This is a genomic window from Microbacterium stercoris (assembly GCF_017592545.1).
GTDB classification, from domain to species: Bacteria; Actinomycetota; Actinomycetes; order Actinomycetales; family Microbacteriaceae; genus Microbacterium; species Microbacterium stercoris.
Genome location: NZ_JAGFOA010000001.1, coordinates 519,052 through 544,130 on the forward strand (window position 1 = coordinate 519,052; position 25,079 = coordinate 544,130).

24 protein-coding genes are annotated in these 25,079 nt (G+C 70.8%); 10 read left to right on the forward strand and 14 right to left on the reverse strand.

The window, feature by feature from the left end; genetic code table 11:
- Positions 1-94: 94 nt before the first annotated feature.
- The 6 genes from J5V96_RS02325 to J5V96_RS02350 form a co-directional block, all read right to left on the reverse strand.
- Positions 95-589, reverse strand: coding sequence for a hypothetical protein (locus J5V96_RS02325; RefSeq protein WP_208500029.1), 495 nt, complete (start codon positions 587-589; stop codon positions 95-97).
- Positions 586-1,677 (reverse strand): AI-2E family transporter, encoded by a 1,092-nt coding sequence (locus tag J5V96_RS02330; RefSeq protein WP_208500030.1) that lies wholly within the window; start codon positions 1,675-1,677, stop codon positions 586-588. The genes J5V96_RS02325 and J5V96_RS02330 overlap by 4 nt, the downstream gene beginning before the upstream one ends.
- A 44-nt stretch (positions 1,678-1,721) precedes the next feature.
- Entirely contained in the window at positions 1,722-1,967 is a 246-nt protein-coding gene (locus J5V96_RS02335; RefSeq protein WP_208500031.1) for a LapA family protein, read from the reverse strand.
- 34 nt (positions 1,968-2,001) lie between these two features.
- Positions 2,002-3,321, reverse strand: a complete 1,320-nt coding sequence (locus J5V96_RS02340) for a metal-dependent hydrolase family protein (protein WP_208500032.1) — start codon at positions 3,319-3,321, stop codon at positions 2,002-2,004.
- 94 nt (positions 3,322-3,415) lie between these two features.
- A complete protein-coding gene (locus tag J5V96_RS02345; protein WP_208500033.1) occupies positions 3,416-3,886 on the reverse strand; it encodes a DoxX family protein in 471 nt (156 codons plus the stop codon).
- Positions 3,883-4,353 carry a MarR family winged helix-turn-helix transcriptional regulator gene (locus J5V96_RS02350; RefSeq protein WP_236014363.1) on the reverse strand — a complete coding sequence of 157 codons (471 nt, stop codon included), beginning with the start codon at positions 4,351-4,353 and terminating at the stop codon, positions 3,883-3,885. Before J5V96_RS02350 ends, J5V96_RS02345 begins: the two co-directional genes overlap by 4 nt.
- Positions 4,354-4,421: 68 nt before the next feature.
- Between J5V96_RS02350 and J5V96_RS02355 the strand changes: the two genes are divergently transcribed.
- Positions 4,422-5,399, forward strand: a complete 978-nt coding sequence (locus J5V96_RS02355) for a zinc-binding dehydrogenase (protein WP_208500034.1) — start codon at positions 4,422-4,424, stop codon at positions 5,397-5,399.
- Positions 5,400-5,465: 66 nt separating this feature from the next.
- Here the strand turns inward: J5V96_RS02355 and J5V96_RS02360 are convergent, their stop codons facing one another.
- The 5 genes from J5V96_RS02360 to J5V96_RS02380 are packed head-to-tail and all read right to left on the reverse strand — an operon-like array spanning position 5,466 to position 10,519.
- Complete coding sequence (locus J5V96_RS02360) at positions 5,466-6,620, reverse strand: PP2C family protein-serine/threonine phosphatase (protein WP_208500035.1); 1,155 nt, start codon at positions 6,618-6,620, stop codon at positions 5,466-5,468.
- Entirely contained in the window at positions 6,620-7,351 is a 732-nt protein-coding gene (locus tag J5V96_RS02365; RefSeq protein ID WP_208500036.1) for a hypothetical protein, read from the reverse strand. The genes J5V96_RS02360 and J5V96_RS02365 overlap by 1 nt, the downstream gene beginning before the upstream one ends.
- A 45-nt stretch (positions 7,352-7,396) precedes the next feature.
- The gene (locus J5V96_RS02370) at positions 7,397-8,161 is read right to left on the reverse strand and encodes an anti-sigma factor (protein WP_208500037.1); all 765 of its coding nucleotides are present in this window, start codon (positions 8,159-8,161) and stop codon (positions 7,397-7,399) included.
- A complete protein-coding gene (gene sigK, locus J5V96_RS02375; protein WP_208500038.1) occupies positions 8,158-8,757 on the reverse strand; it encodes an ECF RNA polymerase sigma factor SigK in 600 nt (199 codons plus the stop codon). The genes J5V96_RS02370 and sigK overlap by 4 nt, the downstream gene beginning before the upstream one ends.
- 40 nt (positions 8,758-8,797) lie before the next feature.
- Positions 8,798-10,519: a cytochrome c biogenesis protein DipZ gene (locus J5V96_RS02380; RefSeq protein WP_208500039.1), complete on the reverse strand. Its 1,722-nt coding sequence runs from the start codon at positions 10,517-10,519 to the stop codon at positions 8,798-8,800.
- A 163-nt stretch (positions 10,520-10,682) separates the two neighbouring features.
- Between J5V96_RS02380 and J5V96_RS02385 the strand changes: the two genes are divergently transcribed.
- The 3 genes from J5V96_RS02385 (at position 10,683) to J5V96_RS02395 (ending at position 13,247) form a co-directional block, all read left to right on the forward strand.
- Positions 10,683-11,351 (forward strand): fasciclin domain-containing protein, encoded by a 669-nt coding sequence (locus tag J5V96_RS02385; protein WP_208500040.1) that lies wholly within the window; start codon positions 10,683-10,685, stop codon positions 11,349-11,351.
- Between the two features lie 94 nt (positions 11,352-11,445).
- Entirely contained in the window at positions 11,446-12,312 is an 867-nt protein-coding gene (locus J5V96_RS02390) for an alpha/beta fold hydrolase (RefSeq protein ID WP_208500041.1), read from the forward strand.
- A gap of 161 nt (positions 12,313-12,473) precedes the next feature.
- Positions 12,474-13,247 (forward strand): cation-transporting ATPase, encoded by a 774-nt coding sequence (locus J5V96_RS02395; RefSeq protein ID WP_236014364.1) that lies wholly within the window; start codon positions 12,474-12,476, stop codon positions 13,245-13,247.
- A 16-nt stretch (positions 13,248-13,263) separates the two neighbouring features.
- Here the strand turns inward: J5V96_RS02395 and J5V96_RS02400 are convergent, their stop codons facing one another.
- Positions 13,264-15,630 carry a glycoside hydrolase family 65 protein gene (locus tag J5V96_RS02400; protein WP_208500042.1) on the reverse strand — a complete coding sequence of 789 codons (2,367 nt, stop codon included), beginning with the start codon at positions 15,628-15,630 and terminating at the stop codon, positions 13,264-13,266.
- A 166-nt stretch (positions 15,631-15,796) separates the two neighbouring features.
- On the opposite strand from J5V96_RS02400, the gene J5V96_RS02405 reads away from it, so the two are divergent.
- The 3 genes from J5V96_RS02405 to J5V96_RS02415 all read left to right on the forward strand — a co-directional run bounded on the left by J5V96_RS02405 (position 15,797) and on the right by J5V96_RS02415 (position 18,280).
- Positions 15,797-16,681, forward strand: a complete 885-nt coding sequence (locus J5V96_RS02405; protein ID WP_208500043.1) for an NAD(P)-dependent oxidoreductase — start codon at positions 15,797-15,799, stop codon at positions 16,679-16,681.
- A gap of 286 nt (positions 16,682-16,967) precedes the next feature.
- Positions 16,968-17,462, forward strand: a complete 495-nt coding sequence (locus J5V96_RS02410; RefSeq protein WP_208500044.1) for a DUF6328 family protein — start codon at positions 16,968-16,970, stop codon at positions 17,460-17,462.
- Positions 17,456-18,280 (forward strand): carbon-nitrogen hydrolase family protein, encoded by an 825-nt coding sequence (locus tag J5V96_RS02415; RefSeq protein ID WP_208500045.1) that lies wholly within the window; start codon positions 17,456-17,458, stop codon positions 18,278-18,280. The genes J5V96_RS02410 and J5V96_RS02415 overlap by 7 nt, the downstream gene beginning before the upstream one ends.
- 41 nt (positions 18,281-18,321) lie before the next feature.
- Here J5V96_RS02415 and J5V96_RS02420 read toward each other — a convergent pair whose 3' ends face one another.
- Positions 18,322-19,521 (reverse strand): aminotransferase class I/II-fold pyridoxal phosphate-dependent enzyme, encoded by a 1,200-nt coding sequence (locus tag J5V96_RS02420; protein ID WP_208500046.1) that lies wholly within the window; start codon positions 19,519-19,521, stop codon positions 18,322-18,324.
- Positions 19,522-19,629: 108 nt separating this feature from the next.
- Here J5V96_RS02420 and J5V96_RS02425 point away from each other — a divergent pair, with 108 nt between their 5' ends.
- From J5V96_RS02425 to J5V96_RS02435, 3 genes are read left to right on the forward strand one after another with little or no spacing between them, the layout of a single operon-like run.
- Entirely contained in the window at positions 19,630-21,189 is a 1,560-nt protein-coding gene (locus J5V96_RS02425) for a S1C family serine protease (protein ID WP_208500047.1), read from the forward strand.
- A gap of 46 nt (positions 21,190-21,235) precedes the next feature.
- Complete coding sequence (locus J5V96_RS02430; protein WP_208500048.1) at positions 21,236-22,498, forward strand: CDP-glycerol glycerophosphotransferase family protein; 1,263 nt, start codon at positions 21,236-21,238, stop codon at positions 22,496-22,498.
- The gene (locus J5V96_RS02435) at positions 22,495-23,943 is read left to right on the forward strand and encodes a CDP-glycerol glycerophosphotransferase family protein (RefSeq protein ID WP_208500049.1); all 1,449 of its coding nucleotides are present in this window, start codon (positions 22,495-22,497) and stop codon (positions 23,941-23,943) included. The genes J5V96_RS02430 and J5V96_RS02435 overlap by 4 nt, the downstream gene beginning before the upstream one ends.
- A gap of 3 nt (positions 23,944-23,946) precedes the next feature.
- Here the strand turns inward: J5V96_RS02435 and J5V96_RS02440 are convergent, their stop codons facing one another.
- Complete coding sequence (locus J5V96_RS02440; RefSeq protein WP_208500050.1) at positions 23,947-25,074, reverse strand: glycosyltransferase family 2 protein; 1,128 nt, start codon at positions 25,072-25,074, stop codon at positions 23,947-23,949.
- Positions 25,075-25,079 lie beyond the last annotated feature (5 nt).

Genomic DNA, 25,079 nt, shown 5'->3' on the forward strand with positions numbered 1-25,079 from the left:
GCTGTCGCGTGACGCGACGAGGCGGCAGGTCGGAGGCTCCGGCTCTGCCGCCTCGCTGTTGCTCCGGTGTGGGCGATGTCACCACGTCCCGAGCTCACCCGTGCGCGGCGAGCTGAAGAACGATGACGATGAGGCCCAGCGCGGCCTCCGCGCCGAGCACAAGCAGCCGCTGCCACCACACCAGCGGCACGCGTCGCGCAGCGAGGTAGCCGATGCCGACCAGCGCAACGAGGAGGGCGACGGCCCCCGCGGTCAAGGCGGTCTCGGTGCGCCAGAGTCCGAGCGCAGCCGCACCCAGGAACGCCAGCGGGAGCACAACGGCGCCGACGGCGCTGAACGTGGTCGCCGTCGCGTGACGCAGCTCGTCTCGTCGGAGCAGCCTCTGATGCACAACAAGATGCGACACCACGTCCGAGGTGAAGACGGCGAACAAGGTGCCGAGCACGGTGACGGAGAGGGTGATGATCGCCTCGAGAGCGGACACGTGCCCGTGCGCGAGGAGAGTCACGGTGACGGCGAGCGCGGCGAACGTCACATAGATGCGCTCCTTGAGTCGATCTGCGCGCAGTTGGCGGTCGTCATCGTTCACGGAGCACCTCTTTCCGGATCGCGCGCCGGACGGGCGCGGCGTGGCGCGGCGTCGACGAAGCCCGCGAGCCACTGAGCAGAAGGGACTCCGTCGATGAAGACGGCTTTGACGAGCAGGCTGAAGGGGATCGCGAGCACGGCGCCGAGCGGCCCGAGCACCCAGGCCCAGAAGATGACCGAGGCCATCGTCACGGTCATCGACATGCCGACCGCGCTGCCGACGAACCTCGCCGGAAGCAGCGAGGTGATGATCGAGTTCAGCACCACGTACACGGCGATCACCAGCAGCATCCCCGGCCAGCCGTGGTCGAGCAGCGCGAGAAGGGCCGGGGGCACCAGGCCGATGATGAACCCGACGTAGGGGATGAAATTGCAGGCCGTGGCGAGCAGTCCCCACAGCAGCGGGTGGGGGATGTCGAGCGCCCACAGGAAGAGGGCGTCGAGGGCGCCGACGATGATCGCGAACACGCCCGTGACCGCGACGTACCGGCGCACGTTCCGCGCGAAGGCGACCAGCGAGGTCGCCAGGCGCGGGTGATCGCGGTCGAGCGCGGCGGCACGTTGCGTCAGCTGAGCCGACTCGATGCCCATGAAGATCAGGAGGCTGTAGAACAGGATCAGGCCCGTACCCACCGAGATGAGCGACGGGATCTGCGCCGTCAGCCACCGCGCCAGCGCGGCGATGTCCACGCTCTCCAGCAGCTCGCGGATCTGGGGGGTGCCGATGCCGAGGTGCGCGAGGGCATCCGTGACCTCGGTCAGGGACGCGAGCGCCGCGGCGCCGTAGGCGGGCAGGATCGTCGCCAGGCGGGCGAGTCCGTAGAGGACGAGCGCCACCAGGGCCGCCAGGATGCCGAAGGCGGCGAGGATCATCGCGGTCAGGGCGAGCGCGCGAGGCGCCCCGCGTTGTGCGAGTCCCGCGTACACGGGATGCACGAGGATGACCATCACCAGAGCGAGGAATGCCGGGGCGATGAGCCAGGCCAGTTCACGCATTCCCAGGATGACGACGAACACCGCGATCAGCCAGAGGGCGACGGCGGGAAGCCCTGCGGCTCGTTGCGGAGCCGGATCCACAGGCGCCGTCATCGGCTGAGAGGGCCGGCGCAGCCCGGCCCGCGCGCGAAGGCGCTTCACCGTCGGCCGCGCGGACGCTGACGCCGGCTTCCTGGGCGCATCCAGCCGATCGTGATGCCCACCGCGAGCAGCACGGCGAACCAGATCCACATCGGCAGCGTCAGCGTGATCCCGAAGAAGATGATCGGCACGCTGTGCACGTTCGAGAAGACGAAGATCAGCGCCGCGGCGGTCAGGACCAGCGACAGGATCAGCCGCGCGCTCCAGAATCCGTTCTCCTGTGTGTCGCTCTGCCGTGTCATGGTGCCTCCTCGCTGGTGGACGACCCGATGGGTGTCAGATGGTGTCGAGCTTCGCGTCGATCTCGGGGAAACGGATCACGCTCAGATCATCGACCACGGTGCCCCGCGCGATGACCGCGAACGGTGCGGCCAGCGTCCGGAGATCGTCGAGGGGGTTTGCCTCCGTCAGGACGATGTCGGCGGCAAGCCCGGCCGCGATCGTCCCCGTCTCCGTGTCGAGGCCCAGAATCTGCGCGTTCGACTGGGTCGCGGCGTGCAGCGCGCGGGCCGGGCTGAGCCCGCCGACGCGGACGAGCAGGTCGAGTTCCCGCCAGGTGTTGTAGTGGGTCACGAAGGTCAGCGCCGAGTCGGTGCCCATTCCGAGCGCGATGTCGTGCTCGATGGCGGTGCGGATACCCTCGAGCATCTCGTCGAGGACCATGACGGCGTTCGCCTTGTTCACCTCATTGATGCCGGTGACCTCGTTGCCGAGACGCACCAAGGGAAGGCATGCCTGCAGGGTGGGGATGAGCGCGGATCGACCGTGGAGAGCGCGCGGGTTGTCGTTGAAGAGCGCGATGATCTCGTCGTTCATCGCCGCGCCGTGCTCGATGGTGTCGACCCCCGCGCGGAGCGCCGCCGCGATGCCCGCCGCGCTCTGCGCATGCGCGGCGACGAGGATGCCGGCCCCGTGGGCCTCCTCGCAGATCGCCGTCATCTCCTCCTCGGTCATCTCGGGGCGGCCGGCCTGACCGATGGTCTTCGCATCGGTGACGCCACCCGTCGCGGCGATCTTGATGGCCTTCACGCCGCGCTTGATGTTCTCGCGCACGTTGCGGCGGGCATCCCAGGGGTTGTCGCTGATCAGCGCGATCTGCGGCGCGCCGTGCCCACCGGTCACCGCCAGGAGGGGGCCGGATGCGAGCAGCCGAGGTCCGACGAGATCGCCGCGATCGATCGCCGCGGCGATCTCCACGCCCTCGTAGCCCGGGTCGCCGACGCTGCGGATCGTCGTCACTCCGGTCTTCAGCTGCGTGACCACCGCGTCCCTGGTGCGCTTGCGCAGATAGGCGCGCCCCACCGGGCTCTTCATGAAGATCGACACGAGCTTCTCGGCGCGCTCGCTGAGGAGGATCGGCGGCAGCGGCTTGCCTTCCGAGAACAGGTGCGCGTGCGCGTTGATCATGCCCGGCATGGCGAAGCGCCCGGTTCCGTCGATGATCCGCGCCCCCGCCGGGATCGCGGCCGCTGAGGCCGCGCCGACGGCGGAGATCCGTCCGCTCGCATCCGTGACGATCGTCGAGTCGGGCAGCACTGTGCCCTCGCGATCTCCGGTGACGAGGGTGACGTTGCGGATGACGAGCGGAGCAGCCACGTGGATCTCATCTCTCGTGCGGAGTAGGTGCCCCTCACGCTTACCAGGGCGCAGGTACTCGCGGCAAGACTCTGCGCCGGCGCCGGAGCCGGGCTCAGCGGCGGGACCGGGAGGCTCCTCGCCGGGCACCGAGTCGCGGGCGGTCGCGCCAGGCCGCCGTCGACCACAGGGCGAGGAGCACCAGCAGCGGCTGGAAGAAGAGACGGACGAACCGCTTCGCGTCGGTGTCGAGCCCGAAGCCGTCCTTGCCGCCGAGCCACTGCGCGATGTTGCCGGGAAAGATCGCGATGAAGAAGAGCGCGACCGCGAGACCGACGGGAACCCGGCGGCGGGGAACCGCGATCAGCGCCGCGCCCAGCGCGATCTCGGCGACGCCCGACCCGACCACCACGACGTCGGGGTCCACCGGCAGCAGCTCCGGCACCTGGTCGCGGAACTCGACTCGCGCGAAGGTGAGGTGTCCGATGCCGGCGAACGCGAGCATCGCGCCGAGCAGGGTCCGCCCGACGGTTCGGGCCACGTGCGTCTTCGGCCTCGGTGCGAGGAGCTGCCGCCAGACATTCATCGTGATCCTTCTTTCTGTCGAGCGGATACTTGCGCGCCGTCGCGCACGTCGTCCATTCCCGCGGTGAGTCGGTGGAGGGCATCGACGAGCCGGAGCGCGGATTCGATGTCGGGCAGTCCCATCCCGCGCGCGATCGCCGCGGGGATGTGGGCGAGCTCCGCGCGCAGCTCCTGCGCGCGGACGGTCGGGGAGATCATGACCACGCGCTGATCACGCGCGCTGCGGTGGCGCTCGATGAGCCCCTTCTCCTCGAGCCGCTTCAGCAGCGGGGAGAGGGTGCCCGAGTCGAGCTCGAGCGCTTCGCCCATCGCGTTCACTGACTGCTCTCCTTCGAGCCAGAGCGCGACCAGCGCGAGGTACTGCGGGTAGCTCAGCGACCAGGGTTCGAGCAGACTCGTATAGGCCCGGGTCGTGGCTCGGCTCGCCGAGTACAACGAGAAGCACACCATCTGATCGATCCCTGACATCCGGGTAGTGTTGCACGCAATTAGATTGTGCACAACTAAGTTTGTTGGCAGAGGAAGGGCAGGTCCACATGAAGGCACTCATCCACGACGCATTCGGCGATCCCGCGGAGGTGCTCGCGGTCGAGGACATGCCCACACCGCAGCCCGCGCCGGGGGAGGTGCGGGTGCGCCTCAGCCTCTCGCCCATCCACAATCACGACCTCTGGACCGTGCGCGGCACCTACGGTTACAAGCCCGACCTGCCCGCTCGCGCCGGCACGGAGGCGGTCGGCGTGATCAACGCGCTCGGTGAGGGGGTGGACCACCTGGAGGTCGGTCAGCGCGTCGCAACGGGCGGCACCTTCGGCGTGTGGGCTGAGCAGTTCGTCGCGAAGGCCGCATCCCTCATCCCGGTCCCGGACACGATGAGCGACGAGGTCGCCGCGCAGCTCGTCGCGATGCCCTTCTCGGCCATCAGCCTCCTCGACTCGCTGGGGCTGGAGGAGGGCGCCTGGATGATCCAGAACGCCGCGAACGGCGCCGTGGGGCGTCTTGTCGCCCAGCTCGCGGAGGGTCGCGGCATCAACGTCGTGGGGCTCGTGCGGCGCGCCGATGGCGTCGCCGAGCTCGAGGCCCAGGGCATCGGGCGCATCGTCGCGACGGACTCTGAGGGCTGGCGGGATCAGGTGACCGAGATCACCGGGGGCGCGCCGATCCGGGTCGGCGTCGATTCGGTGGGCGGATCTTCCAGCGGCGACGTGATGTCGCTGCTCGCCGAGAACGGCACTCTCGTCGTCTTCGGGGCGATGGCCTCGCCGACGATGGAGATCGGCTCGGGCGACGTCATCTTCCGGCAGGCCACGGTGCGCGGGTTCTGGGGCAGCAAGGTGAGCGCCGCGATGTCGGCGGAGGACCGGGGGCGCCTGATGCAGGAGCTCCTGACGCGCCTCGCCGACGGGACGATCACCCTGCCCGTGGAGGCCGTCTATCCGTTCGCGGAGATCGCGACGGCGGCGCGGGCGAACTTCGCGCCGGGCCGCGCGGGCAAGATCCTCCTGCGCCCCTGACGCGCGGGATGTCGCCCGGAGCGACACCGCCCCGCCCCGCCGAAGCGGGACGGGGCGGTGATCCGCTCAATCGCGCGTGATCGCGATGACGGTCACGTCGTCCTCGGCCCGGTGGGACCGTGCTCGTCGGATGGCCTCGCCGACGGCGTCGGCGGGACCGTGCCGTCGCAGGGTGGTCGCCACGTCGCCGAACGGATCCTCGGGGTCCAGAACGTCGAGAAGACCATCACTGCAGCAGACGAGCGAATCGCCGGGCATCAGCCGGGCGGTGGCGGCGGTGCGCGCCTCTCCGAACCCCATGCCCAGCGGCAGGGCCGGCATGCGCAGCCGCTCCCAGGAGCCGTCGGCGCGGAAGACGAACGCCAGGCTGTGCCCGGCATCGACGAAGGTCACCTCTCCGCTGTCAGGGTCCAGTTCCGCGTGGAATGCGGTCACGAACATGTCGAGATCGCGCAGGTCGGACTCGAGGAGACGGTCGAGCTGCTCGATGGCGGTCGCGAGCGGTCGTTCCGGCGCTGTGCGAAGGGCCGCTCTGGCCGCTGCCGCGACGATCGCCGGACCGGTGCCCTTGCCCATCACATCGGCGAGCGTGAGCCGCAGTCGGTCGTTGTGCAGGAACAGGTCGTAGAAGTCGCCGGCGAGCTCACCCGCCGGCTTCGTCTGCGCCGCGATGGTGTACCCCGGGAGCGAGGGGATCGTGTGAGGGGCGAGCGCCCGCTGCACGATCGCGGCCAGTGCCACTTCGCCCTCGCGCGTGATCTCCTTCTGTACCCAGGCCGCGAGCTCCTCCAGCAGCTCCCGCTGGCGCTGCGACAGCACCCGCGGCTTGGTGTCGAGGATGCACAGCGTGCCGATCTTCTCGCCGCCGGGAGCCTGCAGCGGGTGTCCCGCGTAGAACCGGAGGTGAGGATCGCCGACGACGAAGGGATTCGACGCGAATTGCGGGTCGGCCTCCGCGTTCTCCACGACCAGGGTGCCCGGCTGGCGGATCGTCGCATCGCAGAACGCGTCCTCGCGAGGCGCCTCGCGTCCGCCGAGCCCGATCTCGGACATGCGCCACTGACGATCGCGGTCGAGCAGAGTCACGCTCACCATGGGCACGTCGAACAGCTCCTGTGCCAGCTTCGTGATGCGATCGACCCGCTCGTCGCGCGGCTGATCGAGCAGATCGAGGGCATCGAGCGCGCGCTGCCGACCGACCTCGTCCGAGGTCGCGAGCATCAGCGCACCTGAAGGGTGCCGTCGAGCGCGCCGCCGACGAGGGTGAGCGTGAACGGCACGTCGTCGTCGATGCGGTCCTCGCCGAACTCGATGATCGTGCCGCGCGGAGCCATGTCCATGGTGCAGGGCCCGGTGGCCTTCTCCGCGAACGTGACGGTGCCCTCGCTGCCGGATCCCTCGACCGACTCGACCACGGGCGGGCAGGTCGACGAGCCCCAGGTCAGCAGCACAAGCCCGTCATCGTCGAACCAGCCTGCGGACGGCACAAAATCAGTGGTCGTGCCGGGGGTTCCCGTCGCCTCCGGCTGCGGGTCGAGGTCGATGTCCTCGCTCACCTGGCCGTAGCTCACCTGGAGCACGATCTCCTTGGTCGGGTCGACGCCTTCGGGCAGCGCGCCGATGCTCGCGCGGGGCGCGAGATCGGCGGTGCAGGCGGTGTCCTCCGCCTGGGTGTCGGCGAGGGTGACCGAGACGGTCTGACCGTCTGCGCTCACGTTGGTCACCTGCGGGATGCACGTCGAGGATCCCCAGCTCACGATGCCGAACATACGACCCTCGTCGAGTAGGGCGGCCTCCAGATCGTCGCGGTCGTCGTCGGGCGTCGCGGTGCCCGCCGGGGGAGCGGAGGTGGCGCCGGGCGTCTCGCTGCCGACACCGGAGGCGCATCCCGCGACGAGGAGCGCGAGGGCGAGCGTGGAAGAGGCCGTGAGGAGGAGTCTGCGAAGCGCCATGTGCCTCACAGTAGCGACCGTGCGGACGTTTTCAACCGCGGCGGATCACTCGGTCGGGATCGCCACGATGGGGTCGGTGCTCGGGCGGCCATCGGGGGAGCCGCCGTGCGGTTCGACGGTGACCGCGATCACGTCGCCGGGGCGCATCCCCTCTTCCAGGAGCGCCGTCGTGGTCTCGGCGGACGCGTCGAACACGCCGGCCGGGATCGCCTCGTCGCCGCGCACGTACCAGAGCTCGAACTGGCGATCCTCGGCGATCTCCGGCAGGTCGCGGGAGACGAGCACAGCGGCACCGAGCTCGACCGACCAGTGAAGCGTGGCGTCGCCGCCGCCGGCGACCTCTGCGCCCGCACTGCGCGCGTCGGGAGCGCTCTCGATGCGGTCGAGCGCCACGACGGCAGCCGGCCGGGTGAGGGACTGCGTGGCGATGATCGCCGCCGCGCCGCCTCCGCCCAGGAGGACAAGGGATGCCGCGAGCGCGAACCATGCCCGCGGACCCCATGCTCGGCGCGTCGGCTCGCCGGGCGCGGTGCCCTCGCCGGCGGCTTCGGGCGAGCGGCTCTCCGCGGTCGACGCGGTGTGCTGCGGCGTGGCGGCGATACGCGCCAGCAGCTCTGCCCGGATCCGGTCCGGAGGAGTCACGGGTGAGGTCGCGTCCGCGAGCAGGGCGGCGGTCTCGGTGTCGGCTTCGGCGAGGTCGGCGCGAGTGGCGTCCGCGGAGACGGCGTCGCGATACGCGCGCTCGTCTTCGGGGCTGAGCGCGTTCAGCGCGTGGCCCGCGGCCAGCTCTTCGAAGTCCCGTTCCCTCATGTCCTCACCCCCAGCTCTGCTCTCAGGCGCGACAGGCCGTCGCGCATCCTCGTCTTGATGGTCCCGAGCGGCGTGCTGACGAGGGCCGCGATCTCGCTCTGAGAGTAACCGCCGTAGTACGCCAGCACGATCGCCTCACGCTGCGCATGAGGCAGCGCCCGCAGCCCTTCGACCACGCGCTGCGCGTCCATCCGCAGCTCGATGTCCTCCGCGACGCCGTCGAACGCCACTTCGAGATCTCGCATTCCGATCCGAGCATCGCGATCGGTGCTCGCCTGGGAGGCTCTGACCCGGTCGACGGCTCGCCGGTGGGCGATGGTCAGGATCCACGATCTTCCCTGCCCCTTGTTCGGAGCGAACCGCCCGGCGGATTGCCAGATCTCCAGGAAGACCTCCTGGAGCACCTCCTCGCTCTGCGACCGATCCACGAGGACGCGCAGGATGAGTCCGAAGACACGGGAGGAGAGCATGTCGTACAGCCGCGCGAAGGCGCCCTGGTCGCCTTCCGCGATCTGCGTGAGCAGGAGCGCGACGTGATCGACCGAGGGACCGTCCTCGCTCACCTCGACGCCGTCGATCCCCATGTCCATCAGCATGCCCTACTCACCGCCCTCCGGCCGTCCTCGCCCCTCCCGGTCATCCGAACGTGAACGAGTACACCTCGACGCCGGGCGACACCTGCACCTCCAGTGCGCCCTGCTCCCGTGCCTCGCCGTCGCGCAGCGCGTACGAGCGCGGCGTGCCGGAGACGGTGATCTCACGGGTCTCCACCCCGTCACCGGACACGGTCACCGTGCCCTCGCCGGCGAGCACCATCCGCACCTCCCGGGCCCGGTATTCCAGACGCACGCGAGCCGAGGGCTCCGTCGGGGTCGCGTACTGCGTCTCCACCGACCACCCACCCGAGAGCGCGAAGGTGTCCTTCGCCTGCCGGGCGGGGAATCCGTAATCCGCCTCGCCCCGCCGATAGGGCTCGGGGCCCGCGAAGTTGACGTCCTTGGCCGATCCCAGGAAGGTCTCACGTGTGGTGCTGCCCACGTCCGGCGTGGCGTCCGCGACCTCGGTCTGCGGCGGGAGCGCGACATCCGGATCCGCGTCGACCAGGAGCTCGCGGATCATCTTCTCGGTCGCGGCGTAGTTTCCCTCGCCGAAGGAGATGTGGCGCACGGTGCCTTCGGCGTCCACGAGGTAGTGAGCGGGCCAGTACCGGTTGCGGTAGTTGGTCCACGTCGCCAGACGGTTGTCGAGCGCGACGGGGTACTCGATGCCGAACCCTTCGGCGCCGGCGGCGACATTGGCCTCGCTCTTCTCGAAGGCGTACTCCGGCGAGTGCACGCCGATCACCTGCAGGCCGGCCTCGCGATAGGTCTCATCCCAGGCGACGACGTGCGGGATGCTCCGCTGGCAGTTGATGCAGGAATAGGCCCAGAAGTCGATGAGCACCACGGATCCGCGCAGCTCGTCGAGTGTGAGAGGGGCGCCGCCCGGTGTGTTCAGCCAGGAGTCGATTCCCTTCAGCGCCGGGGCGGTGCCGCAGGACTCGAGCTGCTCGGCACCGTTCGTGCACTGATCGAGATCCTTGTTCTCCTCGGTCACCAGGCCGCCGAGGTCGAGGGCCTCCTGTACCGCCTCGTCTTCGGCGAGCGGACGCTGCAGCGCCTGGGTGTAGTCGGGCACCAGGCGCTGCAGCGCGGCCGGCACGTCGAACGCCAGGCCGACGGCGAGAGCGAGCATGGCGATTCCCGCGGCGATGCGCAGGCCGCGCTCGCGGGTGCGGAAGGCCCGGATGCGCTCGATCACGCTGCGCCCGGCGAGGGCGAAGCCCAGCAGCGGCACCGCGACCCCGAGAGCGAACGCCGTCGTGAGCACCACGGTCTCGGCTCCGATGCGGCCGGTCGATCCGGCCACGATGATGGCCGCGAGCACCGGGCCGGCGCAGGGCACGAACACCGCGCCGAGGGCGAGACCGACTCCGAAACCGCCGCCGCGATTGGCGACCTCGCGTTGGGGGATCCACTGGAAGGGGCGCTCGAGCAGGCGCTCGACCGCCGGGATGATCAGGCCGATGCCGATCAGCAGCAGCACGGCGATGCCGAGCCACCGCACCACATCCTGAGGCAGCCCCAGAGCGCCCAGGAGGAGCGATCCGAACAGCGTCACGATCGTGAAGCTCGTGATGAGTCCGAGGATCACGAGGAAGGGCCGGGCACGCGAGGCCGGCCGCGGGTCGCCCGATCCGCCCTCGAACCGCGCCGACTGGGCGCCGGCCGTGAGGAACACAACCGGGAGAACCGGGAGGATGCACGGCGAGATGCCGGTGATCAGCCCTCCCAGAAAGCCGATGATCGCAAGTGTCATGGGAACTCCTTCTTCGTTCTCGTCGTCTCTGGTTCGGCGCCGACTCCCAACCGGTTTGCTCGGACCTCCAATCCGACGGAGCGAGGGCGCCGAACGACCAGTGAGCGCCGGAAGGCGTCGCACCGCTCGCCTCGGGCGCGTGCCTCACACGAAGGAGAAGGTCATGATGCACAGCAAGCTGAAGGTCACGGGCGCGGTGGCGCTCGCTTTCGCCGCGACGATCGCGCTGAGCGCGTGCACGGGCGGCGGGATGTCCGGCGATGAGGAGGACACCACCACGGCTCCGATGACGAGCGAGGAGCCGACCGAGACGAGCACCGACTCGGCGATGGACCCCGCGGCGAACCTCGTCGGACCCGCCTGCGCCGACTACGCCGAGATGGTGCCGGACGGCGCGGGCTCGATCCAGGGCATGTCGCAGGATCCGGTGGCGGTCGCCGCGTCGAACAACCCGATGCTCAAGACGCTGGTGTCGGCGGTCTCGGGTGAGCTCAACCCCGACGTGAACCTCGTCGACACGCTCAACGGCGACGAGTTCACGGTGTTCGCCCCCGTAGACGACGCGTTCGCCAAGATCGACCCGGCCACGATCGAGACGCTCAAGACCGACTCCGACCTGCTGAGCTCGATCCTGACCTACCACGTGGTGCCCGGCCAGATCGAGCCGGCCGACATCGCCGGAACGCACACGACCGTGCAGGGCTCGGACCTCGAGGTCACCGGCAGCGGCGACGAGTGGATGGTGAACGACGCCATGGTGCTGTGCGGCGGCGTTCAGACCGCCAACGCGACCGTGTACCTGATCGACTCGGTGCTGATGCCCGCCGAGTGATCACTCGAGACCGGGGTCGCGCGGCGTCGCGCGACCCCGGTCTCGCGTCGGCGCGGGCCGCTGCGCAGAATCGACGCGCGGTTATCCTGTGCGCATGTCGTCCGCACGCAGATCCGTGGTGTCCCGGCTGCGTGATCGGGTGATCGCCCGGCGGGGCCCGTCGCTGCATGTCGCGGTCGACGAGGGGGAGGGGCCCGCCGTTGTGCTCGTGCACGGAATCGCCTCGTCCCACGCCACGTTCGAGAACGTCGTTCCTCTTCTGCGAGGCCGTCATCGGGTCATCGCCGTGGATCTCATGGGCTTCGGCGAGTCCCCCTCGCCCCCGGATGCACGATTCACCCTGGAGGAGCACGTCGAGCACCTCGAGCGCACGCTGGCGCGGCTCGACCTCGCAGAGCCCTTTGTGCTCGTGGGGCACTCGATGGGCGCGCTCATCGCCACGCGATTCGCCGCGCGGAGGTCATCGGATCTGATGGGCCTGGTGCTCGTGAGCCCGCCGGTCTACCTCCCGCCGGACCTCGTGGGAGATCCGGTCGATCGCGCGGCGATGGGACTGTACCGGCGCGTCTACGACTTCCTCCGGCGCAAGCGCACCTTCACACTCCGCAACGCGGCGCTGCTTGCACGGATGTCTCCCATCAAGGATGCGTTCGAGGTGAGCGAGCGGAATTGGGAGGCCTTTGTGCTGTCCCTCCAGAATGCGATCGAGACGCAGACGATCGTGACCGACGCCGCGGCGACCGACGTGCGCATCGAGGTCGTCTACGGCACGCTCGACCCCTTCCTGGTGCCCGCAGGGCTGCGCGTCATCGAGCGGATGCGCCACGTCACCGTCCATCGCATCCGCGGAGGCGACCACCTGATCCGACGCCCCATGGCGCGGGTGATCGCGATGGCGGTCGAGTCGTTCCGAACGCGGGAGGAGCGGCCAGGGACGGACATGCTCCCGGGCAGCGCATAAGGTCGGCCGGTAGCTTCGGAGCCCACAGAGGGAGTACTTCCACGCGGCGTGCCCGTCAGTACGGATTCGCGATCGAGTCCCGGGCCGCGGGCCCCGGTCATCCGGGGTGAAGGAGACTTTGGTCGCCGTCGGCTGCGCGCCGACCGTTCTGGAGGACCCACATGAGCAGACTCGACTCCTTCATCCGGCTCGCGAAGAAGGCGATGGACTCCGCGTCGTCGTCGTCCCCGGCCCGCGGAAACGGGCAGGTCCCGTCGGACTGGGGGAGCCAGGCCCGTCCGGCCGCTTCGGGGCCGGGGGCGGCCGCTGATCCGCTCACGCCGCCGCCCGCCCCCGGAAGCGCCGCCGGTGCGCCGTCCGGGTCGGCCGACGACCGCGCCGCCATCGCCCGGTATGACTACCTGCTGCGCACCGCTCGGCCCGACCAGATCGAGCAGGTGCATCACGAGGCGTTCTCCCGTCTCACGCCCGACCAGCGTGAGCAGATCGCCGCGCACATGCGCGCCGAGCTCCCCGCGCACGAGCGCCCCCGCACGGCCCAGCCCACCGACCTCGCCCGGACGGCGGCCCGAGCCGAGGCGGCACATCCGGGCCGGCTGCGCGGTCTGCTCGCGCGGACCGGCGGGGCGGGGCGGGGCGTCGCGGGAGCCGCATTCGTCGGGGGCGGCGCGCTGGGCGCGGTCGCGGGCGCGGCCGTGATGGGCGGCGTCGGCGCCGCGATGCTCGGGCAGGCGGCGGCCGCGGGGATCGATTTCGATGCGCTCGCCCAGGGGGTCGATCTGGACGCGATCGCCCAGGGGGCGGGCGACTTCCTGCCCGGGGCCGGAGAGTATGTGCAGGGCATCGGCGACCACGTCGCCGAGGCAGGGAGCGGGATCGGCGATCTCGCGAGCGGCCTCGGTCTGCCGGGGCTGGACGATCTCTTCGGCCGCTGAGGCCGCCGGCGCCGCGTCAGGGCGCGAACGCGGTCGAGAACGGCCTCGGTGCGCGGCTTGCGGGCTGCGCCGGGCGGGGGCCCGGCGCAGCCGCGGGCGGGTTGGCCGCGGTGGTCTCCGCCCCCGGCCGCAGCACGAGTTCTCGCCCGAAGTGCTCGATTCCGAGCTCCGGCCCGGACGTCAGGCGGTACAGGGTCGTCTCCGGCGTGATGTCCAGGTGCAGCGTGCGGCCTCCGATCCGGATGCCGAAGCTCACCCGCGAGAGCTGCGCGGGCAGGCGCGGGGCGAAACGGAGCCCGCTCACGCCGTGGCGCATGCCGCCGATGCCCGCGGTGATCGCCGTCCACAGACTGGCCAGCGACGCGATGTGGAGGCCGTCGGCGGTATCGCCCTGCAGATCGTCGAGGTCGAGGGTCGCCGCCTCCGCGAGGTAGTCGGCGGCCAGCTCGAGTTGACCGACCTCCGCGGCGATCACCGACTGGACTCCCGCCGACAGTGACGAGTCCCGCACGGTGAGCGCCTCGCAGTAGGTGAACGCCCGCGCCTTCTCCTCCTGCGTGAAGGCCTCATGGGCCGTGTAGAGCGCCAAGACGAGATCGGCCTGCTTGATGACCTGCTTGCGATACAGGTCGAAGTAGGGGAAGTGCTCCTGGAGGGGGTAGCGATCCGGGGCCGAGGACGCGAAGTCCCACAGCTCTCGGCTGGTGAAGCCGGCGGACGGCTCGTGCACTCCGAGTCGTTCGTTGAACGGGATCGTCATGCCCTCGGCCGTGCGCCGCCAGTCGTCGATCTCGTCGGCGGACACCCCCAGCGCTTCGGAGACGTCCGGATGGCGGAGCGCCGCGTCGACGGCGCCCTCGAGGTTCGCCTTCGCCGAGAGGTTCGTGTAGGTGTTGTCGTCCGTCATCGCCGAGTACTCGTCGGGTCCGGTGACGCCGTCGATGTGGAAGAGCCCCGCGTCATCCCATCGCCCGAGGGACACCCACATGCGCGCGGTCTCGACCAGGATCTCCAGCCCGGCCTCGCGCTCGAACTCCTCATCGCCGGTGGCGCGCACGTATCCCCTCACAGCTGCGGCGATGTCGGCGCCGAGGTGGAAGGCGATCATGCTCGCAGGCCAGTACCCGGAGCTCTCCTGCCCGTCGATCGTGCGCCAGGCGAAGACCGCGCCCTTCAGCCCGAGCTGCGTCGCCCTCTCCCGCGCGTGGCCGAGAGTGGCGTGACGCCACCGGAGGGCCTGCGCCGCGCTCGCCGGCGCCGTCGATGTGAGGACGGGCAGCACGAAGGTCTCGGAATCCCAGAACGTGTGCCCCTGGTAGCCGGCGCCGGTGAGGCCCTTGCCGGGGATGGATCGCGACTCGAGGCGTGCGGCCGCCTGGCACACGTGGAACAGCGCGAAGCGCACGGCCTGCTGCAGGCGGGGCTCCCCCTCGATGAGCACGTCGGCGCACGCCCAGTACTCATCCAGATACGCCCGTTGGGCGGCGACGAGCTCGTCCCACCCGATCCCCAGCGCCTCGATGACGGCGGCATCCGCCCGATCACGCAGCTCGGTGGCCGACGGGGAATCCGACCACTCGTGGCCCACCACCTTGACGATGTCGAGCCGGTCGCCCTCGTTCAGATCCGCTCGGATGGTGGTGCGCGCCAGATCGGCGGATGTCTCCGTCGCGATGACGGGCGGGCCACCGGTGCAGCGCACCACGTGATCCATCGCGACCGCCACGCCCAGGCGGCTGCGCCGGGTGACGTGCACGAGCGTCGCCCGCGTGCCCAGCAGGTGGTCTCCGAGGCTCTCCAACGGCGCCGCCAGCGCCTCCTTGACGCGCGGATCCGGATGCACCTCGGTCAGGGGCTCGTTTGCGACGATCTCGGACTGGACGGTGATCGCGCACGGCCCGTCACCCGCACGCACCTCGTAGCGCACCGCCGCGACCGACCGGTGCGTCAGCGACACCAGACGGGTGGACACGATCTCGACCGTGCGTCCCGCAGGAGACGTCCACTCGATCTCCCGGGTCAGCGTGCCCGCACGGAAATCGAGGCGCTGCTCGTGGCGGATCACCCGGCCGTGCCGGATGTCGAAGGGCTCGTCGTCGACGAACAGTCGAAGGATCTTCCCGTCGGGGACGTTGATCACGCTCTGTCCCGCGTCCGGGTAGCCGTATCCGTCCTCGGCGTAGGGCATGGGATGCCGCTCGAAGAATCCGTTGAGGTAGCTGCCGGGCGTGCGGTGAGGGTCGCCCTCGTCGGGGTTGCCTCGCCACCCCAGATGACCGTTGGACAGCGAGAACACCGACTCGCGATGCGCGAGGCCGTGCTCGTCGAATCCGCTGAGCCCGAGGCTCCAGGGAGCGACGTCGAAGGGAAGGGGCCGGGTCATGCGTCGTCTCCTCGTCGCGGCGTCACACTCGGAACCTAACAAGCCCGACCGATCACGCCACAGCCGCTGACATGACCCCCGCCGTCGTGGTATCGACCCGCGCGTCCGGCTGCGTGGACACGGGACTCGCGGCGTGGGCGCGCCAGGCGGGCCTAGGGTCGATCGCATGGGTCAGCGCAGGGTCGGTTTCATCGGGCTGGGGATCATGGGCGCGCCGATGGCCGCGAACCTCGCGAAGCGCGGTTTCGATGTGGTCGTGTGGGGGCGAAGCCGCACCGCCGTCGAGGACGCCGTGACCGCCGGCGCTCGTGCGGCCGAGAGCGTCGCCGACCTGTTCGCGCAGGTCGACACGGTCATCCTGATGCTGCGCGACGAGCAGGCGGTCGACGCGGTGCTGGCGCGCGGCACGGATCAGTTCCCGCACCTTGTCGCCGGACACACGATCGTGCAGATGGGCACGTTCACGACCGCGTTCTCCCGGGCGCTCGCTGATGAGGTCGAGGCCGTCGGCGGTCAGTACGTCGAGGCACCCGTGTCAGGGTCTCGGGGGCCGGCCGTCGCCGGCACACTCGTGGCGATGATCGCCGGATCCGATGACGCGATCGCGCGGGTCGAGCCCCTGATCGACGCGATGTGCGGGCAGCGCTTCCGCTGCGGCGCCGTTCCCGAGGCACTCGCCACCAAGCTGGCGGTGAACACGTTCCTCGTCACGATGGTCACGGGCCTTGCCGAGGCGTTCCATATCGGGGAGCGCACGGGCGTCGACCTCGCGGTCCTGCGCGACGTGCTGGCGGCCGGTCCCATGGCGTCGGTGGTGTCGCAGGGCAAGGCCCTCAAGCTCACCGAGAGCGACCTCTCGCCGCAGGCGGCGCTGGCCGACGTGCTCAAGAATGCGCGCCTCATCGAGCGGGCGGCCGAGGCGGCGGGCGCGGCGCATCCGCTCACGAGCGCCAGCCGCTCGCTGTACGAGGACGCCGTCGAGGCCGGATGGGGCGGCCTCGACATGATCGGCGTGATCGACGCGCTGCGCGCCCGCGCGGACCGCGGCTGAGCAGGTGCCCCCGCGGCATGGGTAGTTCTCACCCTGTGAGTTCATAGGTCGGCGTGACACGCTGAATCTGCACGTCGTCGACCGGGGGGTTGGCGTCGCGCCGGCCGTCAGGCCGTTGGGATCGCGCCTCCAGGGGGAGCCCGCGATCCGCAAGCCCGGATCCGAGCGAAGCCACCCGTGCGACGCTCGGACCCGGGCTTTATCTCTGCCTGCCACCGCACGCGCCCGTCCGCAACCTCTCCGGCGTGGTTTGCCCGCGCGTGCTCCGCGGCGGGAGGATAGGCCCATGACCGGGGATGAACCCTCCACTGAGATGCGAGACGAGACGCCCGCCGAGCGCTTCGATCGCAACTGGAACGACGTGCTGCAGGAGCTGCGCGTCGTGCAGACCGGCACGCAGATCCTCACGGGCTTCCTGCTCGCGCTCGCGTTCCAGCCCACCTTCGTCGATCTCACCCGGGGGCAGAAGGTCTTCTACCTGGTCCTCGTAGTGCTCGCCGGTCTCAGCGCGATCATCGCGTTCGCGCCGGTGGCGCTGCATCGGATCCTGTTCGGGGAGGGCGCCAAGGGCACGATCGTCGCCTACGGCCACGTCGCGCTGGTCACGGCGCTCGCCGTGGTGTCGGTGCTGCTCGTGGGGGTGGTGGGTTTTGTGTTCGACTTCATGGTGAGCACGGCCGTCGCCGCCGCGGTCGCCGCCTGCCTCGCCGTGATCGTGCTCGCGCTCTGGCTCGTCATCCCGCTGGTGCTCAAGAGACGGCAGGTGCGACTGACATGGTGACGACCGGATCCGGATCCCGCGCCCTCGGCATCGCCGTCGCCCAGTTCGCGCCGACGGCCGACGCGTCAGCGAACCTCGCCGAGATCGACCGCCTCGCCCGGCGCGCCGTCGCGCGCGGGGCGTCGGTCGTCGTGTTCCCCGAGTACTCCAGCTATTTCGTCGACCCCTTCGACACGACACTGGCTTCGAACGCGCAGCCGCTCGACGGTTCCTTCGTGCAGACCCTCGCGGCGCTCGCCGGCGAACTGGGCGTGCATCTCGTGGCCGGTCTGCTCGAGAAGGCCGAGAGCGGATCGCGCGTGCGCAACACGGTCGTCGCCGTGGACGGATCCGGAGTCGTCGCGTCGTACCGCAAGCAGCATCTGTACGACGCCTTCGGCCAGCGGGAGTCCGACTGGGTCGAGCCGGGTGAGCTCACGCCGCCGCAGACCTTCCAGATCGCCGGCCTCACGTTCGGGCTGATGACCTGCTACGACCTCCGCTTCCCCGAGGTCGCTCGCGCGCTCGCAGACGCCGGGGCCGACGTGGCGCTGGTGCCAGCCGAGTGGGTGCGCGGCCCGCTGAAGGAGCACGCCTGGGCCACGCTGCTCGCCGCACGCGCCATCGAGAACACGATGTACGTCGCGGCCGCGGATCACCCGCCCACTCTGGGGGTGGGCCACTCGGCCGTCATCGATCCCCTCGGCGTCACGGTCGCACAGATCGGCACCGGCACCGACGTCGCCGTGGCGTGGGCGGACCACGACACGATCGCCAACGTGCGCCGGGTGAACCCCGCGCTGGAGCTGCGCCGCTATCGCGTGCTGCCTCGCGACTGACGTTGTGCGCGGCGACCGCCCAGCGGGCCGCGCGACCGATGTCAGCGCAGAGTGCGGAGCCGCTTCACCGCCTCGTCGAGCACCTCGACCCGCTTGCAGGCCGCGAAGCGGACGAGCGTCGCGTATTCGGCGCGACGGGCGGGGGAGACGAACGCCGTGATCGGGATCCCGACCACGCCGGCCTCGGCGAGCGGACCGCGGCAGAACTCGTCGGCATCGGTCGCGCCCAGCGAGGCGGCGTCCGCCACCGTGAAGTACGAGCCGCGCGGCTCGGAGACGGCCAGTCCGGCGGCACGCAGTCCGGTGCCCAGCAGATCCTTCTTGTGCGCCATGTCGGCGCGCACGCCGGCGAAGAACGTGTCCGGGAGTCGCAGCCCCACGGCGATCGCGGGCTGGAACGGCGACCCGTTCACATAGGTGAGGTACTGCTTGACCGTCAGCGCGGCCGTGACCAGCTCCGCGGGACCGGTGAACCAGCCGATCTTCCACCCGGTCGTGCGGAACGTCTTTCCGGCCGACGAGATCGTCAGCGTGCGCTCCCATCCGCCCGGCAGGGTGGCCACGGGGGTGTGCGCGACGCCGAACGTGAGGTGCTCGTAGACCTCGTCGGTGACGATGATCGCGTTGTGCATGTGCGCGAGACGGATGACCTCCTCGAGCACGGCGCGCTCCAGCACCGCACCGGTGGGGTTGTGCGGGTTGTTGACCAGGATGATCCGGGTGCGCTCGTTCACGACGGAGGCGAGCTCGTCGAGATCCGGCTGGAAGTCGGGAAAGCGCAGCGGCACGGTGCGCAGCGTGGCGCCCGACAGCGCGACGCAGGCGGCGTACGAGTCGTAGTAGGGCTCGAAGACGACCACCTCGTCGTCCGCACCCTCCACGAACGCGAGGAGCGCCGCGGCGAGCGCCTCGGTCGCCCCGGCGGTGACCACCACCTGGGTCGCGGGGTCGATGTCGAGGCCGTAGAAGCGGTGCTGATGCTCGCAGATCGCCTCCCGCAGATCGAGGATCCCGAGGCCGGGCGGGTACTGGTTCGCCCCGGTGGCGATGGCCTCGCGGGCGGCTTCGAGAACCTCCGCGGGCCCGTCCTCATCGGGGAATCCCTGGCCCAGATTGAGGGCTCCGGTGCGCATGGCCAGGGCGCTCATCTCTGCGAAGATGGTGCTCGCGACCGATCCGTCGGCGCGGAGGAGGCCCGCGCCCGCTGCGGTGCGGCGCCAGCCGCCGGGGATGTTCTGCATTCCGTCAGGCTAGCCGCGTCACGAAGTCACAATTCAGGCTTACCGTCGTCATAGGAAGCACAAAGGATGCGGCGCGACGCTGTAAGGGCTTTGGAAGAAGGAGCAGCGATGAACACCGAGCGTTCCGACGAGAACAGCGTCCAGCCTGAGGGCGCCTCCGCCGACAGCACGACCCCGCAGACCGCGGCGGAGCACAATGCTCCGTCCGACCTGCCCATTCCGCCGCGCCCGCCGCTGCCGCCGTCGGCGGCGCAGGCGCCGCAGCACCCGGGCGCCCAGCAGTTCGCTGCTCCCGGCCCGCACGCCTCCTACGGGCAGGCGCCGCAGCAGCCGCACCACGTCTACACGGGCGAGGGATTCGGACGGGGCGCGCACCACGGCGCGCCGGCGGATCACCAGCCCACAACGCCGATGTACGGAGCCACGCAGCCCCTGCCGCACACGTGGAACGGGCAGGATGCCGCGCAGAAGGCGCCGCGCAAGAAGGGCGCGGGCAAGGTCGCCGCGCTTCTCGTGGCAGCCGCGCTGGTCGGCGGCACCGCGGGTGTGGGCAGCTCGGCGCTGTGGGATCAGCTGTCGGGACCGGCCGGGTCGCCCAGCGCCGCTTCCGGGCCCTCGAGCATCACCGTGAACAACCCGGGCTCGGTCAACGAGGCCACCGCGATCGCCACCCAGGTGCTCCCCAGCGTCGTGACGATCGACGTGAGCGGCGACAACCAGGCGGGATCCGGATCCGGAGCCATCCTCACCGAGGACGGCTACGTCGTCACGAACACGCACGTGGTCACGCTCGGCGGCTCCACCGCCGACCCGCAGATCCGCGTCACGACGTCGGACGGGCGCATCTTCAGCGCGGAGGTCGTCGGCACCGACCCCACGTACGACCTCGCGGTCATCAAGCTGCAGGACGCATCCGGCCTCACCCCGATCGAGTTCGCCGACTCGTCGAAGCTCAACGTGGGCGACACGACCGCCGCCGTCGGCGCTCCGCTGGGGCTCTCCAACACGGTGACCACCGGAATCGTGAGCGCGCTCAACCGCAGCATCGAGATCGCGTCGTCGGCCGCGCCCGACTCGGGCGACCAGGCCCAGCCGGATCCGGATGACCAGAACGGCCCCTTCCGCTTCGACAACGGCCAGCCGCAGCAGCAGGGCACGCCGAGCCAGTCGATCTCGATCGCCGTCATCCAGACCGACGCGGCCATCAACCACGGCAACTCGGGTGGAGCCCTGGTCGACGCCAAGGGACGTCTGATCGGCATCAACGTCGCCATCGCGTCGTCGGGCGGAAGCGAGGAGTCCGGATCCATCGGGGTCGGCTTCGCGATCCCGTCGAACATCGTGCAGCGCATCACCGACGAGCTCAAGGAGAACGGCGAGGCCACGCACGGCCTGCTGGGCGCGAGCGTGCAGCCGTCGATCGCCGATGAGGACGCCACCGTCGCGGGCGCGCTGATCGCCGAGGTCACCGACGGCGGCGCCGCCGAGGCCGCCGGCCTCGAGAAGGGCGACATCATCACGAAGTTCAACGGCGTGCCGATCTCCAACGCGGTCGACCTCACCGCGCAGGTGCGTGCGGTCGCGGGTGGGAGCGACGCCACGGTCACCTACGTGCGCGACGGCCGGAGCCGCGATGTCGAGGTGACGCTGGGCCAGCTCACCCAGTAACCGCGTCCCGCAGGGCGCAGGAGGCCACCCCGTCTAGGCTGACGGGGTGGCCTCCTTCTCGTTCCGCGCGGGCAATGCGCGGAAGATCGCGCGGCTGCCGCTGTACGCGCTCGGTCGTCTCGTCACCGCTGTCGTGCCGCGCGGCGAGCGCTGGGTCTTCGGCTGCGGCGCGGGCATCGGCGACGGGCCGCTCGAGGTCTGGCGTGTCGCGCACGCGCACGGGCATGACGCGATGTGGCTGACCGACGACCCCGCCGAGCAGGCTGAGGCCCGCCGGCTCGGAATCCCCACGAAGGCGAAGTCGTCGCTCGCGGGATTCTGGGCGACGGCCCGGGCGGGCGTGATCGTGGTCGCGTACGGCCTCGGCGACGTGAACCCCTACGCCCTCAGCGGTCGTGTGGTCATCGCGCAGCTGTGGCACGGCATCCCGCTCAAGCGCATCGGGCTGGATGCGCCCGAGACGCTGCGCAGCCCCGTTCCGTTCGCGACCGATCTGGTCAGCCGTGCGCTCGGCATCCTGTACCGGATGTCCAACCGCCGCATCGACGTGCTGCCCGCCGCATCGCACCTCGTGCGTGCACGGCTCGAGACCGCGTTCGGTGTGCCCGACGACCGCATCGTCGTGACCGGAGAGCCGCGCGTCGACGTGCTCTCCCGCGGCACCGCGGAGGAGCGACGGCGCGACGCTCGTGGCCTTCTGCAGCGGCTCATCCCCGATCTGTCCGACAGCTCCGCGCTGATCCTCTACGCCCCGACCTGGCGCGACGGCGATGCGGATCCGGCCGTGCCGTCCGATGACGACTGGCGGGCCATCGACGAGGTGCTTCGGCGTCGAGACGCCGTGCTGCTCGTGCGTTCGCACCGCCTCGGGGCCGGCGAGTACGCGCCGCCGGCTGACGTGACGCGGGTGCGCGAGCTCGGAGCCGACGTGCTCGGCGACATCACGCCCGCCCTGTCGGGGCTCGACGCGCTCGTCACCGACTACTCGTCGCTCGCCTACGACACCGCTCTCGTGCCGCTTCCCGTGCTGTACCTGGCACCCGACGTCGCCGAGTACTCGCGGCGACGCGGCTTCTACGGCGCCTACCGCGACATCGCGGGTGACGACGCGGCCTCGACCTGGGGTGAGCTCGTGCCGCAGCTCGATGCGCTGCTCGGCGACCCCGAGGTCGTGGCGCACAGAACAGAGCGCGCTCGCCGTGTGAGCGATCACGTGCACGCATTCCGTGACGGCCGCGCCGCTCAGCGCGTCTACGCGGTCATCTCTGCGCGCGCGAGCGCGTCCCCTCGACGGAAGGCGAGTCGATGACGACCCCCGAGACCTCCCCGGCGTTCGCCGGCGCCCGCCTCGAGGATGAGGCCCTGGTGATCCGGGGCACCGGACCGAAGCCCCTCTCCGCCACGCTCACGGGGCGCCGCGCACAGACGCGGGCCCGGATCACCGGCGGCGGCAAGACCTGGACGGTGCGGCTGCCGCTCGTGGCCTCGCGCTGGGGCGGTCCGGAGCTTCCCCTGCCGTCGGGGGAGTACCGCGTGCAGATCGAAGGGGTCGACGTCGACGCCCAGGTGGCTCTGAAGGTGCTTCCCGGGCTGCGGGCGGCCCTGCGCGGAGACCGCCTCGAGGTGGGCGCGCCGGTCGACCCCGCCTATGACACCGCCGACGCCCAGGCCGCGCTCGAGCACCGCTATGCGTCGCACGTCGCGCCGCTCGAGAACGCCGTGTTCCTCGAGAGCTTCTACGGGCGCGTCGCCGGCTGCAACCCGCTCGCGATCGACCGCGAGCTCGCGCGCGTCGCGCCGGGGGTCATCCGGTACTGGAGCGTGGTCGATCTCTCGGTGAAGGTGCCCGAGGGCGCGATCCCCGTCATCGAGGGCAGCCCGGAGTGGTGGCGCGCCCGCAGCGCGGCGCGCCTGCTGGTCGTCAACGACTGGCTCCGCCGTCGCTACGTCGCGCGTCCGGGCCAGCGGGTGCTGCAGACCTGGCACGGCACACCCCTCAAGCGCCTGGCGCTGCACCGTCCCGGCTTCGATCCGCGCCGCATCGGCGCGGTGATCAAGGAGTCTCGCCGCTGGAACGTGCTGCTGGCTCAGAATCCGTACGCCGCGCGCATCCTCCGCAAGGCCTATGCCTTCCTCGGCAGGCCCGTGTGGATCGAGGGGTACCCGCGCAACGACGTGCTCACCACGGGTGACGCCACGACGGTGCGTGCCGAGCTGGGGATCCGGCCCGGCGAGAAGGTGCTGCTGTACGCCCCGACGTGGAGAGATGACCGACAGGAGATCGTCGACTTCCTCGATCCCGAGCAGCTCGCGCAGGAGACCGGATCGGTTGTGCTGGTGCGCGGGCACTCGCGCACCCTGATTCCGGGCCAGGACGCCGAGGGCGCACGCGTCATCGACGTGACGGGCTATCCGGACACCGCGCCGCTGCTGCTCGCGGCCGATGCCCTCATCACCGACTACTCGTCCGTGATGTTCGACTTCGGCGTCACCGGCAAGCCGATGTACTTCCTCGTGCCCGACATGGATCACTACCGTGGCGAGCTGCGCGGCTTCTACTTCGACCTCGCCGAGCGCGCCCCTGGTCCGCTCGTGACGTCGCAGGACGAGCTGATCGCGGCGCTCGCCGAGGATCCGGCCCACTACGCCACGCGGTACGCGGAGTGGACCGCACGGTTCAACGCACGCGAGGACGGCCGCGCCTCCGAGCGGGTCGTGGCCCGCATCTTCGACCAGGGTCTGCTCGCGCGCTGAGCGTCAGGGCAGGGGAGTGTTGCGCCCGCCGAGGCGCGAGGTGTCGACCGTGTCGCCCGCCCCGCGCAGGAAGCCGACGAGGAACCCCGAGCCCCACGCGAGGTGCATCGTGGGCAGCACCGCAAGGGTCCACAGCTTGTCGCGCAGTCCCGTGCCCCCACCCCGGCCCAGCGCGACCAGGATGATCAGCACGGCGTAGAGCGCGAGGGGCACGTAGACGAGGGAGGCGAGCAGCGCCCATCCGCCGGTGAGGGCGCCCGTGAGCTGCATGACGCCCACCACGATCGCGAGCAGCGCGCCCAGCACGAGGGCGGGCGGCGCGAAGAAGCGGATCGAGTTGCGCGCGCCGTAGCGGCGCACCAGCTCGGCGCGCCACGTTCCGGTGGCGAAGAACTGCCGTGCCAGGGCGGGCCAGCTCTCGCGGGGCCAGTAGGTCACCGACAGCGTCGGGTCGAACCACACGCGGTAGCCCGCTGAGCGGATGCGCAGGTTCAGCTCCCAGTCCTCGCCGCGGCGGATCGACTCATCGAACAGGCCGACCTCCTCGAGCACCGAGCGGCGCATCACCCCGAGGTAGGCCGACTCGGCTTCGCCCTCGGGCGCGCCGCCGTGGTAGGCGCCGCCTCCCAGGCCGATGGGGGAGTTGTAGGCGCGGGCCACGGCGCGCTGGAAGGGCGTGCGTCCGGCCGCGGACATCACGCCGCCGACGTTGCCGGCACGTGTGCGGGCGAGGGTGGCCAGGGCCCTCTTGGTGTACCCCGGAGCCAGCTCGGAGTGCGCGTCGACGCGCACGATCGTCGGGTGGGAGCTGGCTCGGATCGCCGCATTCAGACCGACGGGGATGTCGGCGGCGGGATTGTCGACGAGCACGATCCGGCTGTCCTCGGTGGCGAGCTGGCGGGCGAGCTCGGTTGTGCCGTCGCTCGAGGGGCCGAGGGCGAGCACGACCTCGACGGGACCGTCGACATCCTGCTCCAGCACCGTCTCCACGGCACGCCGCAGATAGGCCTGCTCGTTGAGGACGGGCATCACGAAGGAGACCCCGGATCCGGCTTCCTCGACCGGGGCGTCCCGCCTCGCCGCGGCCCGCGGAACGGGGCCGGACGCCTGGGGGGCGGGATCGTTACGCATTCGTC